Origin of the sequence: Streptomyces sp. NPDC005551, assembly GCF_042871785.1 — a bacterium.
Taxonomy (GTDB): domain Bacteria; phylum Actinomycetota; class Actinomycetes; order Streptomycetales; family Streptomycetaceae; genus Streptomyces.
This window is the reverse complement of the sequence record NZ_JBIAJE010000001.1, coordinates 283,850-301,307: the sequence shown is the minus strand read 5'-3', so window position 1 is coordinate 301,307 and position 17,458 is coordinate 283,850. Positions and strand designations below refer to the sequence as shown.

Annotated in this window: 2 protein-coding genes; both read right to left on the bottom strand. The window is 73.5% G+C overall.

The window, feature by feature from the left end:
- Nucleotides 1-42 precede the first annotated feature (42 nt).
- Nucleotides 43-9,450, bottom strand: coding sequence for an amino acid adenylation domain-containing protein (locus ACFYP4_RS01125; RefSeq protein ID WP_388781528.1), 9,408 nt, complete (start codon nucleotides 9,448-9,450; stop codon nucleotides 43-45).
- A gap of 8 nt (nucleotides 9,451-9,458) precedes the next feature.
- On the bottom strand, nucleotides 9,459-17,255 hold the full coding sequence (locus ACFYP4_RS01120) for an amino acid adenylation domain-containing protein (RefSeq protein WP_388781525.1): 7,797 nt from the start codon (nucleotides 17,253-17,255) through the stop codon (nucleotides 9,459-9,461).
- Nucleotides 17,256-17,458 lie beyond the last annotated feature (203 nt).

The window sequence follows — 17,458 nt, the reverse complement described above, 5'->3', positions numbered from 1 at the left end:
GTCCTCCAGATCTCGTTCCACCGGGTGCGGGTGCTGACAGGGTCACTGCGCCGCCCGCAGAATCCGGTTGATGACGCGGCTGATCTCCGCCGCGTTCCTCGGCCAGTACATCTCGTTGTGAGCGCAGGCGATGTCGATGCGCTGCACACGACCGTCGACGTGCTCCTTCCAGAGCACGTCCAGTTCCTCGTCCAGTTCCCGCTTGTCGTGGGTCTCCGGATCGAGAAGTGCGTTGAAGAAGACGACGTCACCGCGGTACCGCGGTGACGTGAACCGCCGCATCTGCTCCATCTGTCCGATGAAGATCGAGGAGGCGGTGGTGACCAGCGACGGGTACTCCTCCATCCCCGCCAGGTGTCCCATGTAGTTGGCGAGGTAGCGGCGGACCATGGCCTCGTCCAGCGCTTCCAGGTCGGCGAAGTGGCTGGAGGGCGCGGCGTCCAGCAGCGCCAGAAGTGCCACCTCGTGGCCGCAGCGCTGGAGTTCGGCCGCCATGGCGTGCGCGAGGGTGCCGCCGAAGGACCAGCCAAGGAGGTGGTAGGGGCCGCTCGGCTGCACCTGGAGCACCTGCCCGAGATAGTCCTCGACCATCTCCTCGATGGAACCGGCCGGCGCGGTGGTCCCGTCGAAGCCGCGTGCCTGGATGCCGTACAGCGGCCAGGAGGGGTCCACGTGGCGAGCGAAGCCGAGGTAGGGCCAGCTCAGCCCGCCGCCGGGGTGCAGCCACCACAGAGGTGGCTGTTGCCCCTCGGTGCGGATCGGCAGCAGGACGGCGAACGGGTCCTCGAAGTCGGCCTCGGAGTCGGCGGACAGCTGTGCCGCCAGTGCGGCGACGGTCGGATACTGGAACACCGTGCGGATCGGGACGTCCACGCCCAGCTTCTCGTGGATCCGCCACGCCAGACGCGTCAGCCGCAGGGAGTGGCCGCCGAAGGCGAAGAAGTCGTCGTCGATGCCGATCCGGTCCAGACCCAGGACCTCAGCGAAGAGCGCGGCGAGTTCCTCCTCGCGCGGGGTGCGCGGGGCGCGGTGTTCCCTGCCGGCCGGACCGGGCTCGGGGAGCGCGGCCCGGTCCACCTTGCCGTTCTCGGTGAGCGGCAGCCGGTCCAGGACGACGATCTCGGCGGGCATCATGAACTCCGGGAGCCGGCCGGCGAGCCGCTCCCGCAGCAGGGAGGGCAGCCGGGAGGCGCGGCGGGAGACCGCGGGGACGTTCGCGAGCCGTGCCGAGGGGGCGCCGGCGGGCCGGTAGAGGCCGTCGCAGCAGACGGCGTCCACGTCGGGCAGGACGGCCGCCTCGAAGCAGTCACCCGCCTGGGCCGACCACGTGCAGTACACCGCGAGCCCCCGCCGGGCGCCCCATGCCTCCAGTTCGGCGGGGTCGAGGGTGCCGCCCAGTTCGGCCGGGGCGCCCCACTCCGCGGCCTCGTCGGCCAGGCGGGCGTTGGGGACGCGGGTCAGGCGGAGCCTGCCGCCGTGCCGGGCCAGCGCGGTCTCCAGGTCGTCCAGTGCGCGGACCTCCGCTCCCCAGACCGCCTCGGGCAGGCCGCCGAGGTCCAGCGGCCTCGCCGGCGCCTTGTGCAGGACGACCTCGTAGCGGTGGCGGGTCAGCTCGTTGTGGTGGGTGCCCTGCTTGAGGCGGATGTCGGCGGCGACGGTGTCCGGCCGGGTCTCGGCCCAGCGTGCGAAGAAGCCCGGATCGACGACGAGTTCCTTCTCGGCGAGCACGGCGCGTTCGACGGCGGCCTGCACGGCGGCCGGGCCCTCGGCGGGCTGTCGGCAGCGGTGCACCGCCGCGGTGAACGTGCGCAGGGTGCGGTAGTTGCGGACGTCGCCGAGCACGACGCGTCCGCCGGGTGCCAGCCGTTCCATGGCGAGATCGAGCACCCGGGTGAGGTAGCCGGCGTCCGGGAAGTACTGCACGACCGAGTTGAGGATCACCGTGTCGAAGTACCCGGCGGGCAGGCCGTCGGCGTCGTCGGCGGGCTGGCAGCGCAGGGTCACCTTGTCCGACAGCCGCCGGTCGGCACCGGTCTGGGCGCGCAGCCGTTCGATGACGGGCGCCGAGAAGTCGGTGCCCCAGTACTCCTCGGCCTCCGGTGCGAGCGGGCCGAGCAGCAGGCCGGAGCCGACGCCGATCTCCAGCACCCGGCGCGGGCGCAGGGACCGCACCCGCCGCAGCACGGCCTCGCACCAGGACCGCATCTCCGGCAGTGGGATGGGGCGGCCGGTGTAGGAGCTGTTCCAGCCGGTGAAGTCCTCGCCGACCGTGTCGGCGGCGACCTCTGTCCCGCCGTACATGGTGTCGTAGATCTCGCGCCACTCGCCGACCTGTTCGGCGGCGTCCCGGCCGGTGGACGCGGAGCCGTCGGGCACCACGTAGGCGACCATGCGGCCGTCGCCCAGCCGGTCCCGCCGCACGGCGACCACCGCGTTCGCCACGCCGTCCTGTTCGCGCAGCACCGCCTCCAGCTCGCCCGGTTCGACGCGGAAGCCGCGCAGTTTGAGCTGGTCGTCACTGCGGCCGACGTACTGCAGGCGACCTGCGGTGTCCCAGCGCACCAGGTCGCCGGTACGGTACACGCGCGCTCCGGGCCGTGCGGACGGGTCGGGTACGAACCGGGTGGCGGTCAGGCCAGGGCGGCCCGCGTAACCGCGCGCCACGCCGTCGCCGCCGATGTACAGCTCGCCCACCACGCCGGGCGGCACCGGCCGCAGCCGGTCGTCCAGGACGAGGAGTCGGCTGCCGTCCATCGGGGTGCCGATGGGCAGCGGGTCGGTGCACTGCGCCGCGGAGGCCACCCGGTGGCGGGAGGCGAACGTGGTGGTCTCGGTCGGGCCGTAGCCGTTGACCACGGTGACGCCGGGACAGGCGTCGAGGACCGCGCGGACGGCGGTCGGCGACAGGACGTCCCCGCCGGCCCAGACCTCCTGGACGGCGCCGAAGCACTCGGCGTGCTGTTCGGCCATCACGGCGAACAGTCCGGCGGTCAGCCACAGCGCCGTCACCTTCCGCTCGGTGACGACCCGGGCGAGTTCCGCGGTGTCGGGCCGGCCGGCCCGGGCCACCACGGCCGTGCCGCCGCCCAGCAGCGGCACCCACATCTCGTACGTCGACGCGTCGAAGGTGTGCGGCGAGTGGAGGAGGACGCGGCGGTGTGCGCCGGTGCCGAAGCAGCCGTCGAGTGCGAGGTCGACGACGTTGCGGTGGGTCACCTCCACACCCTTGGGGCGACCGGTGGAACCCGAGGTGTACATCACGTAGGCGACGGCGTGCTCGCCGAGGCCCGCCGGCTCGGGCGGCGAGTCGGGCAGCCCGTCGAGATCCTCATCGGCGAGTCCCCCTTCCACGACGACCGCCGGATCGAGGTCCGCGAGCAGGAAGTCGATGCGCTCGGGAGGGTAGGTCGGGTCGACCGGCGCGTAGGCCGCACCGGTCTTGAGGACACCGAGAACGGCGGCGACCAGCAGCGGCGAGCGCTCCAGCACGAGCGCGACGCGGCTGCCCGGGCGGGCGCCGCGGGCCCGGAAGTGGTGCGCGAGGCGGTTGGACCAGCGGTCCAGTTCGGCGTAGGTCCACGTGAGCGTGCCGTCCGCGGAGACCAGCGCGGTCGCGTCCGGGGTCGCCGCGGCCGTGGCGGCGAACCGCTCGGGAAGGGTGCCGGCCTCGAACCCGGCGTCCCGGCCCCGGCCGGCCCAGCTGCCGAGCGCCGTGCGCTCGTGCTCGGCCAGGACCCCGACGGACCCGATGGGTGTTTCCGGCGCGGCGACCACCTGGCGCAGGAGGTGCAGCCAGCGGTCGAGGAAGGTGCCGACCGTCCCGGCGTCGAACAGTTCGGTGGCGTACTCCGCGAAGCCCTCGATGCGGGCCGGTGCGCCGTCCTCGTCCCGTTCGGTGACGCTGATGAACAGGTCGAAGCGCGAGGTGCCCGGGGAGAACGGCTCCTCGGTCACGGTCAGGCCCGCCAGGTGGAACTCCGGCCGCGCGTTGTTCTGGAGCGCCAGACACACCTGGAACAGCGGGTGGTGGGCGGGCGAGCGGACCGGGTTGAGCTTCTCGACCAGGTGCTCGAAGGGGATGTCCTGGTGGTCGTAGGCGGCGAGGCTGCTCTCGCGGACCCGGCCGAGGAGTTCGGCGAAGGAGGGGTCGCCCGAGGCGTCCGCGCGCAGCACCCATGTGTTGACGAAGAACCCGACCAGCAGGCCCAGTGCCTCGTCGGTGCGTCCGGCGATCGGCGAGCCGATCGGCACGTCCGTGCCCGCGCCGAGCCTGGTCAGCAGCGCGGCGAGGGCCGCCTGGAGCACCATGGACACCGTGGCGCCGCTCTCCCGGGCCAGTCGCCGCACACCCTCGGTGAGCTCGGCGTCGAGAGCGAGCGGCACCACGTCGCCCGCGTACGACGCGACGGCGGGCCGCGGCCGGTCGGCGGGCGGCGTGACGGTCTCGGGCAGGCCGGCCAACTGGGTGGCCCAGTAGTCCAGCTGCCGCCGGTAGAGGCTGCCCGGGGTGTCGCTGTCGCCCAGCAACTCGCGCTGCCACAGGGTGTAGTCGGCGTACTGCACGGGAAGGGGCGCCCACTCGGGTGCCCGGCCCGCGCGGCGGGCCTCGTACGCGGTGGTGAGGTCCTGGGCGAGCGGGAGGGCGGACCAGCCGTCGGCGGCGATGTGGTGCGCGCCGATCAGGAACACCGCCTCGCGCTCGCCGGTGCGCAGCAGCCAGGAGCGGACGGGGATCTCGGCGGCCAGGTCGAACGGGCGGCGCGCCGCCTCCCGCAGGGCGCCGGGCAGCTCGGCCTCGGTGACCTCACGTTCCTCCCAGGGGACCTCGACCACGGCCGCTTCGACGATCCGCTGGTACGGCTGTCCGTCCGCCTCGTCGAAGACGGTGCGCAGCGATTCGTGCCGCACCACGACGTCGTGCAGGGCGCGGCGCAGGGCCACCGCGTCGAGTTCGCCGCGCATCCGCAGCGCCAGGTTGACGTTGTAGGTCGCCGAGGGTCCCTCGAAGCGGTGGATGAACCACAGACGCTGCTGGGCGTAGGAGAGCGGCAGCCGTTCGGGCCGGGCGTGGGGCAGCAGCGGCGGGCGGACGTCGCTCAGGGTGGTCAGGTGGGCTGCCAGTTCGGCGACGGTGGGCGACTGGAAGACGACCCGGATGGGGATCTCCACGCCGTGCTCGGCCCGGATGCGGCTGACCAGCCGGGTGGCCATGAGCGAATGGCCGCCGACGGTGAAGAAGTTGTCGTCCACGCCGACGCGGTCGAGACCGAGGACCGCGGCGAACAGCGCGCACAGTGACTCCTCCTCCGGTGTGGCGGGGGCACGGCCGCCACCGGCGGTGTAGTCGGGCGCGGGCAGGGCGCGCCGGTCGGGCTTGCCGTTGTCGGTCAGCGGCACGGCGGCGATGGGCACGATGGCGGCCGGGATCATGTACTCGGGCAGGGTCTCCCGCAGATGGCCGCGCAGGGCGGGCAGCAGCGCCGTGACGGCGGCGGCGGCCGCGGGGTCGTTCACCTGGGTGCGTCCGTCGATGGCGGGCAGGTACGTGCCGGTGAGGGGGGTGCCGGCCGCCGGGCCGTCGCGCAGCACGACCACGTCGAGCAGGTCGACCGCGTCGGCCGACCAGGTCGGCACCGCGTCCCAGCCGTGCCGGGCGGCCCAGGCGCCGATCTCGGCGGGGTCGAGCGGGGGCTGCTCGGGCGCGGCGGAGTCGTCGAGGCCGAGGGCGCGGGCCGCCGCGGCCTCCTCGGTGAGGCGGGCGTTCGGGATCCCGGTGATCCGCACCGCCGGCTCGGACCGCCCACGTACCCGGTCGGCGAGTTGGCCGAGGTCGCCTTCCCAGGGCAGGGTGGGGACGTCGGCGAGCCGTCGCGGGACATCCGCCGGTGCCGTGCCCCGCTTGTGCAGCACGACCTCGTAGCGGTGCCGGGTCAGCTCGTTGTGGTGGACGCCGTTCTTGGCGCGGATGTCGGTACCGGCCGCTCCGGTCCGGTGTGCCCAGCGCAGGAACCACTCGGGGTCGACCACCAGTTCCTTCTCCAGCAGGACGGCCTGGTCGACGGTGGTGCGCAGTACGTCCGGTGCCGCGTCGGGGTGCTTCGCCCGCTGCACGCCGGTCTGGAGGGTGCGCAGGGAGGACGCCCGCCGGATGTCGCCGAGGACGATCCGGCCGCCCGGCGCGAGCAGTTCCCAGGCGCCGTCCAGGACCCGGGCGAGGTAGCGCTCGTCGGGGAAGTACTGCACGACCGAGTTGAGCACCACGGTGTCGAACACGCCCCGGGGCAGGTCGGCGAGCTCGTCGGCGGCCCGGCGGCGCAACCGGACCCGGTCGGCCAGGCCGGCCCGGCTCACCTGCTCGCCGAGCCGGTCGATCACGGCCTGGGAGAAGTCGGTGGCCCAGTACTCCTCCACCCGGCCGGCGATGTGCGCCAGCAGGAGTCCGGTGCCGACGCCCAGTTCGAGGACGCGCTCGGGCGACCAGCACAGGACGCGTTCCACGGCGGCGTCGCGCCAGGCCCGCATCTCGTCGAGCGGGATCGGCTCACCCGTGGAGGAGCTGTTCCAGCCGGTGAAGTCTTCACCGAATCCGTGTCCGCCGTCGTGGGAGTAGGCCTGGTCGTAGACCTGCTGCCACTCCCCCACCTGTTCGTCGGTGCCGCCGGCGGGCCGCAGGGCGCCGGTGTCCGGGACGACGTAGGCGACCAGCCGCAGGTCGCCGGGCCGGTCCTCGCGAGAGGTGACGATGGCCTGGCGGACGGCCGGGTGCCGGACCAGGGTGTGCTCGATCTCGCCGGGCTCGACGCGGAACCCGCGCAGCTTGACCTGGTTGTCGGCGCGGCCGAGGAAGCAGATGTTGCCGTCCGGGAAGAAGCTGGCGCGGTCGCCGGTGCGGTACAGTCTGTCGCCCTCACGCGCGCTGAACGGGTCGCGGACGAAACGTTCCGCCGTCAGCTCGGGCCGGTTGACGTAGCCGACGCAGAGGCAGTCCCCGCCGATGTACAGGTCGCCCTCGACGCCGACGGGGCACGGCTCCATGTCCTCGTCGAGCACGTAGTAGCGGGCGTTGTCGATGGGACGGCCGTAGGGGATGCTGCGCCAGGCCGGGTCGATCTCCCGGACCCGGAAGTAGTTGGACCACACCGTCGCCTCGGTGGCGCCGCCGAGGCTGACGATCTCCGCGCCGGTGAACACCCGGCGGACCTCGTCGGGCAGCGACAGCGGGGTGTAGTCGCCGGAGAGGAACACCAGGCGCAGGTCGTCGGTGCCCTCGTACCCGCCGTCCTCCGTGAGCAGGGAGGCGACCTGGTTGAGGGTGGTGGGCACCGAGTCCCAGAAGGTGATCGGTTCCGTGAGCAGGACGTCCAGGAGCAACTGCGGGTCGCGCTGCTGGACGGCGTCCGCGATGTACACGCCGCCGCCGCAGCCGAGCAGGCCGAAGACGTCGAAGACCGAGAGGTCGAAACCGAGCGAGGTGACGCACAGGACGACGTCGTCGGGGCCGAAGGCGAACGTGCGGTAGCACCAGTCGAGCAGATTGTGCACCGGGCGGTGGGTGACCGCGACGCCCTTCGGCTTCCCGGTGCTGCCGGAGGTGAAGACGATGTACGCCGTGTTGTCCGGGCCCGCGGCCGGTTCCGGATCGTGAGCGGGGCCGGGTGCCCGGGCGTCGCCGAGCTCGACGAGCGTGACGCCGTCCGGCAGGGTCCAGCGTTCGGTGTCCGGCGTGGACAGCACGAGGGAGCACCCGGCGTCGGCGAGCATGCCGGCCACGCGGTCGGCGGGCAGCGCCGGTTCGAGCGGCAGGTAGGCGCCGCCCGCCTTGAGCACACCCAGGACGGCCGCGATCATCACCGGGCCACGGGGGACGCCGACGCCGACGACGGTCTCCGGGCCGACGCCTCGTTCCTTGAGGTCCCAGGCGACGCGGTTCGCCCACCGGTTCAGCTCGCCGTAGGTCATGGTGCCGTCGGCCCAGCGCAGGGCGGTGGCGTCCGGGCGCCGTGCGGCCTGCTCCTCGAAGAGCAGGTGGACCGGTCCCGGGCAGTGGACCGGGCGGGCGGTGTCGTTCCACTCGACGAGGATCCTCCGGCGTTCGGCGGCGTCGAGGGTGGCGCCGGGCCGACCGGGTCCGGCCTCGCCCGCCGCGCCGACGGTGGTCCCCGGGTCGGCCACGACCTCCTCGACGACGGCCACGAACCGTGCGGCGATCTCCTCCACCGTGGAGCGGTCGAAGAGGTCGGTGGCGTACTCGATCTCACCGACGACGGAGCCGGTGGCCTCGTCCGGCGCCAGGTTGAAGAACAGGTCGAACTTCGCGCTGCCGGTGGGCAGCGGTTCCATCGTCACGGTGAGGCCCGGCAGGTCCAGGTGCGGTGGGGTGTTGTTCTGCCACGCCAGCACGACCTGGAACAGGGGGTGGTGCGCGGTCGACCGTTCCGGCCGCAGCAGCTCCACGAGCCGCTCGAACGGCACGTCCTGGTGGTCATAGGCGGCAAGCGCCTTCTTCCGTACCTGTTCCAGCACCCACTCGAAGGGCCGGTCCGCGGTCACCTGCACGCGCAGCGTCCAGGTATTGACGAAGAATCCCACCAGTTCACTCAGTGCCTCCTCCGTACGGCCCGCGATCGGCGAGCCGACGGTCACATCCTTGCCTCCTCCCGGCCTGTGCAGCAATACCACCAACGCGGCCTGGAGCAATATCGACGTGGTGACGCCATGGGTTTGCGCCAACTTCTCCACTTCGGCGCGCAGTTCCGCGGACAACCCGACCGGAATTGATCCGCCCCGGAAACTCGCCATCTCGGGACGGGGCCGGTCCAGGGGCAGCGGAAGAGGCTTGGACACACCCGCCAGTTCCTCGCGCCAATAGGCGCTCTGCACCGAGACGACGCTGTCCGGATCCTTTTCGTCGCCCAGCATTTCCTGCTGCCACAGGGCGTAGTCCGAGTACTGCACGGGCAGTTCGGGCCAGTCCGGTGCCGTGCCGGTCACCCGCGCCCGGTAGGCCGTGGACACGTCACGTGCCAGCGGGGCCAGCGAGCCGCCGTCGCCGGCGATGTGGTGGATGACCAGGACGACCAGGAACTCCTCGTCGCCGCTCTGGAGGACGCAGCCGCGCAGCGGCACGTCCGTCGACAGGTCGATCCAGCTGCCGCTCACCGACTCCACCACGCCCGCCACCCGCTCGGGGGCCACCCGGCCCCAGTCCTGCCAGGGCAGTTCGATCTCGGCGGGGTCCAGAACACGCTGGTACGGCTGGCCGTCGCTCTCCCCGAAGACCGTGCGCAGGACCTCGTGGCGGATCATCACGTCGCGAAACGCCGCCCGCAGGGCGACCGTGTCGAGCGGGCCGTGGCAGCGCAGGAGCAGCGGGATGTTGTAGGTGGAGGAAGGGCCTTCGAAGCGGTTGATGAACCACATTCGCCGCTGCGCGTACGACAGGGGGGTCATGGTGTTTCCTACCTTTCGGTCATTCTCCGCAGCGGCTTTCGAGTGGAGGCCGACATCTCGTTCCAGCGGGCGGTCAGTTCGGCGACGGTCGGAGCGGTGAACAGGATGCGCATCGGGATCTCGACGCCCATTTCGGCGCGTACCCGGGCCACCAGTCGGGTGGCCATCAGTGAATGGCCGCCCAGGACGAAGAAGTCGTCGTCGAGACCGATCCGCCCGGCGCCCAGGACCTCGGCGAACAGCGCGCACAGCGTCTGCTCCCGGGGTGAGCGGGGAGCCCGGTACTCGTCCCCGCCGAACTCCGGGCGGGGCAGGACGGAACGGTCGAGTTTGCCGTTGGGCGTCAGCGGCAGTTCCGTGAGCGTCACGAACGCGGCCGGGATCATGTAGGCCGGCAGCCGCTCCCCGACCGCCTCCCGCAGGAGTTCCGTGGTGGGCGGCTCGGAGCCGGTCTCCGGAACCACGTACGCCACCAGCCGGCGGTCGCCCGGCCGGTCCTCACGGGCGATGACGACGGCCCGGCGGACGGCGGGGTGGCGGGTCAGGGTGTGCTCGACCTCGGCGGGCTCGATCCGGAAGCCGCGCAGCTTGATCTGGTGGTCGGAGCGGCCGAGGTACTCCACCTCGCCCGTGACCGTCCAGCGGGCGAGATCCCCGCTGCGGTACATCCGCGCGCCCGGTGGCCCGAACGGGCAGGCCACGAACCGCTCCGCGGTCATGCCCGGCCTGCCGTGGTAGCCGCGGGCCAGGCCCTCGCCGGCGATCCAGAGGTCACCGGCGGCGCCGGGCGGCACCGGGCGCAGCGTGTGGTCCAGTACGAGGATCCGGGTGCCGGCGACCGGGCCGCCGACGGAGGGAGGCATGCCGCGCTGGCCGGGGAGCAGACGGGCGGCGGCGGCGTAGACGGTGGTCTCGGTCGGGCCGTAGAGGTTGGTGACCTCGGCGGCGTGCCGGCACAGGGTTTCGGCGAGCGCCAGGGGCAGGGCCTCGCCGGTGGAGATCACCCGCAGCCCGGTCAGACAGTCCGGCGCGTGGGTGACCAGGCTCTGCCAGAGCGAGGGGGTGGCCTGCATGACGGTGACGCCGGACCGTTCGACGAGGTCGAGCAGTGCCGTCGGCTGGGTGATGTCGTCCTTGCCGGCCAGGACCACCCGGGCGCCGGCGAGCAGGGGCAGGAACAGTTCCAGCGCGGCGATGTCGAACGCGACGGTGGCGCAGGCCAGCAGCCGGTCGTCCGGCGTCAGGGTGAATCGATCCTGCATACCGGTCAGCAGGATCGCCAGCGCACCGTGCCGGATCACCACGCCCTTGGGTGTCCCGGTGGAACCGGAGGTGTAGATGACGTAGGCGGCGTGGTCGGCGCCGACCGGAACGCGCGGTCCCCGGACAGGGTGCGGGGACCGGTCGGACAGGTCCACCCCGGCCAGCCGCTCCTCGTCGAGGACCAGCACCGGTGCGCTGTCCTCGACCACGGCCCGCACGCGGGCGGCCGGGTACTCCGGGTCCACCGGCACGTACGTGCCGCCGGCCTTCCACACGGCAAGCAGGGCCACCACCAGGTCGGCCGAGCGGGGCAGCAGCACCACGACCCGGGACTCGGGGCCCACACCCTGCCCGGCCAGCCAGTGCGCCAGCCGGCCGGCCCGCTCGTCCAGTTCCCGGTAGGTCAGCCGGTGCCCGCGGAACTCGACGCAGACCGTGTCCGGCGTCGCCGCGGCCCGCGCCGCGACCAGGTCGGGGACGGTCCGCTCGGGGGGCGTGACCGCGGTGTCGTTCCAGCCGTGCAGCACCTGTTCGCGCTCGGTGTCGGACAGCACGTCGAGCGCCCCGACGGTGGTCGGCGATCCGGCGGCGAACTGCCGCAGCACCCGCACCAGCCGGTCGGCGAGCGCCTCCACGGCCGTCCGCTCGAAGACGTTGCGCCGGTACTGGAAGGAGATCCGCAACAGCGGGTCGGCCGCCGCGATCACGGTGAGCGGGTAGTGCGGCGGGGCGTACGGGCGGATGCCGGTCACCACCGGTCGCGCCGGCGTGCCCGCCGTGGAGCGGCCGGACCGGTCGACGGGGAACGACTCGAACACCACCAGCGTGTCGAACAGCGCGTTCAGCCCGGTCGCGCGCTGGATGTCGGCGAGCCCCAGATGGTGATGGTCCAGCAGTCCCGCCTGGGCGTCCTGGAGCCGGCCGAGCACCTCCGGGACCTGGTCGGCCGGCGTGCACCGCACCCGCACGGGCACCGTGTTGATGAACAGGCCGATCATGGTGTCCGCGCCCGGCAGCCCGGCGGGCCGGCCCGCGACCGTGGCGCCGAACAGCACGTCCTCGCGGCCGGTGAGCTGCGCGAGCACCATGGCCCACGCGCCCTGCACCAGGGTGTTGGGGGTGACGCCCCACTCCGCGGCCCGGCGCGCCAGCCTGGTGGCGTCCTGGCCGGTGAGCGGCACGTCGATCTGCCCGCTGCCGCTGTCGGCCTTCCGGGCGCCGGGCGTCGTGGGCGCCAGCAGGGTCGGCTCGGCCACACCGGTGAGTTCCTCGGCCCACGCGCGGGCGGAGCGTGCCGCGTCCTGCCGTGACAGCCAGCTCAGGAAGTCCCGGTAGCCGTGCGGGCGTGCCGGCGGGGCGCCGACGCCGTCGGCGCCGTACAGGTGCATCAGCTCGCGCTCGACCAGCGGCACCGACCAGCCGTCGAGGAGCACGTGGTGGGCGGTCAGGGCCAGTTCGGCGTGGCGGGGGCCGAGCGTGACGAGGGTCAGTCGCAGCAGCGGCGGGCTGTCCGGGCGGAATCGGGTGTCCCGCTCCTCGGCGAGGATCTCCTCCAGCCGCGTGGTGGCGTGGGCCTCGCCGGTGAGGTCGACGTGCCGCCACGGCAGCGGGACGTCGTCCACGACGACCTGCACGGGCTCACCGGTGGCGCTCGGCCGGAACGCGACCCGCAGGTTCGGGTGCCGGTCGAGCAGGGCCTGGCCCGCGGCCCGCAGGCGCGCCGGGTCCACCGCGCCTTCGAGCCGGAACACGAACTGCGTCTGGTACGCCTCGGATGCGCTCCGCGCGAGCATCGTGTGATACAGCAGCCCGTCCTGCAACGGCGTGAGCGGCCATACGTCGCTGACGCGTCCGAAGCGGCGTTGCCAGTCGTCCAGTTCTTCCTGGCGGACGGTGACCAGCGGGACGTCGGACGGGGTCAGTCCCCGCCCGCCGGACGCGACCAGGCTCCGCATACCGCGCAGGGCGGCGCACCAGGTGCCGGACAGGGCGCGGACCTCGTCGGCGGTCAGCACTCCGGTGGCGAAGGTGAACAGGGCGGTGAGGCGCGCGTCGTCGCCGGTGCCGGTCACCAGGGCGTTCAGTTCGAGCGCGCTGGGCGCCGGCATGTCAGCGGCGGGTGCGGCGACCAACTCGGCGCACTCGGGCGCCGGGGTCCATCCGGAGCCGTGGGCGGGGTCCTGGCCGGGCGCCGGCTCCGGGCGGTCGAAGGAGAAACGGCCCAGGAAGTTGAATCCGATGTCGTCCGCCGGATACGCGCTCAGCAGCGCGGCGGTGTCGTCGTTGAGGTAGCGCAGCAGGGTGTAGCCGATGCCCTGGTCGGGCAGGGCCCGCCGCTGCTCCTTCACCCGCTTGAGGGCGTCACCGGCGGCGGCTCCTCCGGCGATCGCGGCCTCGACGTCGATCCCCGCCACGTCGAGGCGTACGGGGGTGACGGTGGTGAACCAGCCGGCCGTGCGGGACAGGTCCGCGCCCGGCACCAGTTCCTCCTGCCGGCCGTGTCCTTCCAGCCGTACGACCGTGGTGCCGTCGGTGAGACCCCGCCGCTCCCGGGCCAGCGCGAGGACGAGGGCGGTGAGCAGGACGTCGTCCGCGCCGCTGCGGTAGGCCGCGGGGACGGAGGTCAGTACCGCGTCCGTGAGGTCGGCCGGGAGCTCCACCCGGACGGTCTCCGTGGTGGAGGTGAGGTCGCGCCGGGGGTCGAGCGGCCGGGAGCCCACGGGTGCGACGGGTGGCGCGAGCAGGTCGCGCCACTGCGACGCCTCCGCCACCCGTCCGGGGCGGGCCGCCTCGTCGGTGAGGGCGCGCAGCCATCGGCGCAGGGAGGTGCCCACCCGCGGCAGCGCGGGCGATCGGCCTTCCTGGACCTGGCGCCAGGCGGCGGCCAGGTCGGGCAGCAGCACCCGCCAGGACATGCCGTCGACGACCAGGTGGTGGGCCACGACCAGCAGCCGTCCGGACCCGCCCGCGGTCCCACGGAACCAGACCAGCCGGAGCATCCGCCCGGCCCGGGCGTCGATGTGCCGTACGGCCTCGGCCGCCTTCGCGCGCAGCAGGGTCTGCCAGGCCTCGCCGTCCCAGTCCCCCGGGCAGTCGATCCGGTCGACGAGTGCGGCGGCGTCGGCAGTGCCGGGAGGCTGCACCAGCAGGCCGTCCGCCGTCAGCCGGGAGCGCAGGACGTCGTGCCGCTCGAGGACGGCGCCCAGGGCCGCGGTGAGGCCGGGGAGGTCGACGGCCGCGGGCAGCTCCAGCACCAGCCACTGGGCGAGGCGGTCCAGGCCGGGGCCTCGCTCGGCGTACAGCCGGGCCATGGGGGGCAGCGGCAGCAGGCCGACGCCCCCGCCGTCGAGTTCGGCGAGGGCCACCGGTGCGGTGCCGTGGGTCGCGGCCTGCGCGAGCGCGGCGACGGTGCGGCACTCGAACACGGTGCGCGGGCTGAGCGCGAGACCGCCGGCGCGGGCGCGGCCCACCACCTGGATCGCCCGGATGCTGTCGCCGCCGAGCGTGAAGAAGTCGTCGTCGATCCCGATGTGGCTCAGGCCGAGCACTTCGGCGAACGCGGTGGCCAGGAGGGTCTCGTCAGGGGTCCGGGGCGGCCGGTGGGCACGGCCGGTGAACTCCGGCTCGGGCAGCCCGGCCCGGTCCAGCTTGCCGTTCGCGGTCAACGGCATCCGGTCCAGCGCGACGAAGGCGGCGGGCACCAGGTGGGCGGGCAGCCGGGCCGCGACGAAGCCGCGCAGCTCGGCGATGTCCAGACCGGCGTGCAGGTCCCAGTCGGTGCCGGTCCCGCCGCTGCCGCCGGAGGTGGCCGGGACGACGTAGGCGACGAGCTGCGCGGCTCCGTCCGCGGCTCGGCCGGGCCTGGCGACGACGGCCGCCCTGAGCACCCCGGGGTGGCCGGTCAGCGTGTCCTCTGTCTCCTGGGGTTCGACCCGGAAGCCGCGGATCTTCACCTGGTGGTCGGCGCGGCCGGCGAACTCCAGCTCGCCGTCGGCGTTCCAGCGCGCCAGGTCGCCGGTCCGGTACATGCGCCGCCCGGGTTCCCCGAACGGACAGGCCACGAAGCGCTCCGCGGTCATGCCCCGACGGTCGTGGTAGCCCCGGGCGAGTCCGGCGCCCGCGATGTAGAGGTCGCCGAAGACGCCGGGCGGCAGCGGTCGCAGCCGGCTGTCGAGGACGTAGAGCTCGGTGTTCCAGATCGGGTGGCCGATCGGTATCGTCCGCGCCCCGGGCCGGTACTGCCACGCGGTGACGTCCACGGCTGCCTCGGTCGGCCCGTACAGGTTGTGCAGCGGCACACCGAAGGTCCGGTGGAACCGCGCGGCCAGCTCGGCCGGCAGCGCCTCGCCGCTGCACACGACGCGGCGCAGACCGGTGCACGCGGCGGCCGTCTCCTCGGTGGCGAACTCGGCCAGCATCGACGGGACGAAGTGCACGGTCGTGACGCCGGCCCGCCGGATCACCCCGGCGAGGTAGTCCGGGTCACGGTGCCCGTCCGGCCGGGCGACCACCAGGGTGGCGCCGGTGATCAGCGGCCAGAAGAACTCCCAGACGGACACGTCGAACGAGGCGGACGTCTTCTGCAGGACCCGGTCGGTGCCGTCGAGCCGGAAGCGGTCCTGCATCCAGAGCAGCCGGTTGACGATCGCGGCGTGCGTGACGACGGCGCCCTTGGGCCGTCCGGTCGATCCCGACGTGTAGATCATGTACGCGGGGTGGTCGACACGGTGCGGGACGGACGTGAGGGGCCCTTCGGTGAGCGGGGCGTCGTCGACCATGACCACGGGGACATCCGTCCGGGGCAGCCGGTCCGCGGTGTCCTTGACCGTCAGCAGCAGCGCGGGTCCGGCATCGGCGAGCATGAACCGCACCCGCGCGGCCGGGTAGTCCGGGTCGACGGGGACGTAGGCGGCGCCCGCCCTGAGGACCGCGACCAGCGCGACGACCAGTTCCGGGGAACGGGGCACCGCGACCGCGACGAACCGCTCGGGGCCGGCGCCGCGCTCGGTCAGCAGGCGCGCCAGCCGGCCGGACCGCTCGTCCAGTTCCCGGTAGGTCACCCGGGTGTCCTCGAAGGTCACCGCGACGGCGTCCGGGGTGGCGCGGGCCTGGCGGTCCAGCAGTTCGGTCAGGGTCGCCGGCGACGGGGCCACCGTGGCTCCGGCGTACTCGGTCAGCAGCGCGCGGCGTTCGGCGGGGTGCAGCGCGGAGACGGTCCCGACCGGGGCGTGCGGGTCGGCCAGGGCCGTACGCAGGAACGTCACGAACCGCTCGGCGAGCCCGGCGACGTCCTGGTCGTCGTACTCCGTCCGCGGCGCGTCGAACCGGACGTACAGGTCGCTGCCGGGCCTTCCGTCGGTGTAGACGCAGACCATCACCTCGTCGATCACGCCGAAGGTGCCGCCGGCGAAGTGGCCCGTGGCGCCCGCCAGGTCGAGCGCTTCGACGGAGGGCAGCACGTTGACGACGGCGCCGAACGGGCTGCGCACGTCGCCGGCACGGCCGGTGGCCCGTTTGATCAGGGATATGTCGTGCCGGGCGTGCCGCAGGACACGGCGCCGCTCCCGTCCGAGCGCCTCGGCCAGTTCCACGAAGTCGGCCGCGGGGTCCACCCGCGTGCGCAGCGGCACCCGGTTGGAGAGCAGGCCGAGGGAGCGGCGCAGTGCGCCGACGCGGTGATTGACGGTGATGGTCAGCAGCGGCTCGGACAGACCGCACATGTGCCCCAGGAACGCGGTGGCGGCCGAGGCGATCAGGTCGGGCACCGAGGTCCCGGCCGCGGCGGAGGCGTGTTCCCAGGCGGCGAGTTCGCCGGCCGGGACCGTCGCGGTGCGGGTGGCCATCCCCTGCGGTGCGGTGAGGCCGTCCCAGTGGCCGGGCCCGCCGGTGGGGACCTCCGTGCCCGGACGGACACCGGCGGGCAGGCGGGCGGCGGGCAGGTCTCCGGCGAGGTAGTCGCGCCAGAACCGCTCGGCGTCGGCGAACCGCTCCGACGCCCGGTGGACGGCGTCCTTCGCCGCCGCGTCCCCCGGCGGGTTCGGGGCTCCCTCGGGCAGCGCGGACCCGGCGCGCAGCGCGCGGTAGATCTCGGCGATCCGCCCGGACAGCAGGGTGAGAACGCCGAACGCGTCGGTGAGGACGTGGTGGAAGACGAGCACGAGCAGGTGACGGCCGGGGCCCAGCCGGATCGAGCCGATCCGCAGCAGCGCGTCCTCGGCCAGGTCGAAGGGCCGGCGTACGAGATCCGCGACGACGGCGCGGGCCGCGTCGGCGGGGTCGGCGGCGTCGCCGACGTCGAGGCGGAACGGCTCCCACGCCCCGAGGTCCCGGGCGACCGGCCGCAGCCCCTGGTCGTCGCGGCGGAAGTTCACCTTCAGCGCGTCGGCTTCCGCCACCGCCGCCCGCAGGGCCGAAGCGAGCAGTGCGGTGTCCAGGTCACCGTCGATGTCCCAGAGAGTCGCCACGTTGTTCGGTACGTCCGGAGTGAATTCCTGCGCGAGCCACATGGCTTCCTGCGCGGATGTGACGCCGGTACAGCCCATCCAGATGCCCCCAGCAAGAGTGGTTTCCCGGTCAACGGCCCCTCGCCGTGCCGATGCTTGTCGCGGCCCGTGCGGTTGAACAACCGGGATGAAAGATGTTGGCCAGAGATCGAAAAGGAATTGGCCAACACCCGGAACAACTCCGTCAGGCCGTTCGGGTCGGCGTCCGTCCGGCCGCCACAACCCCTGTCGGACGTACGTCT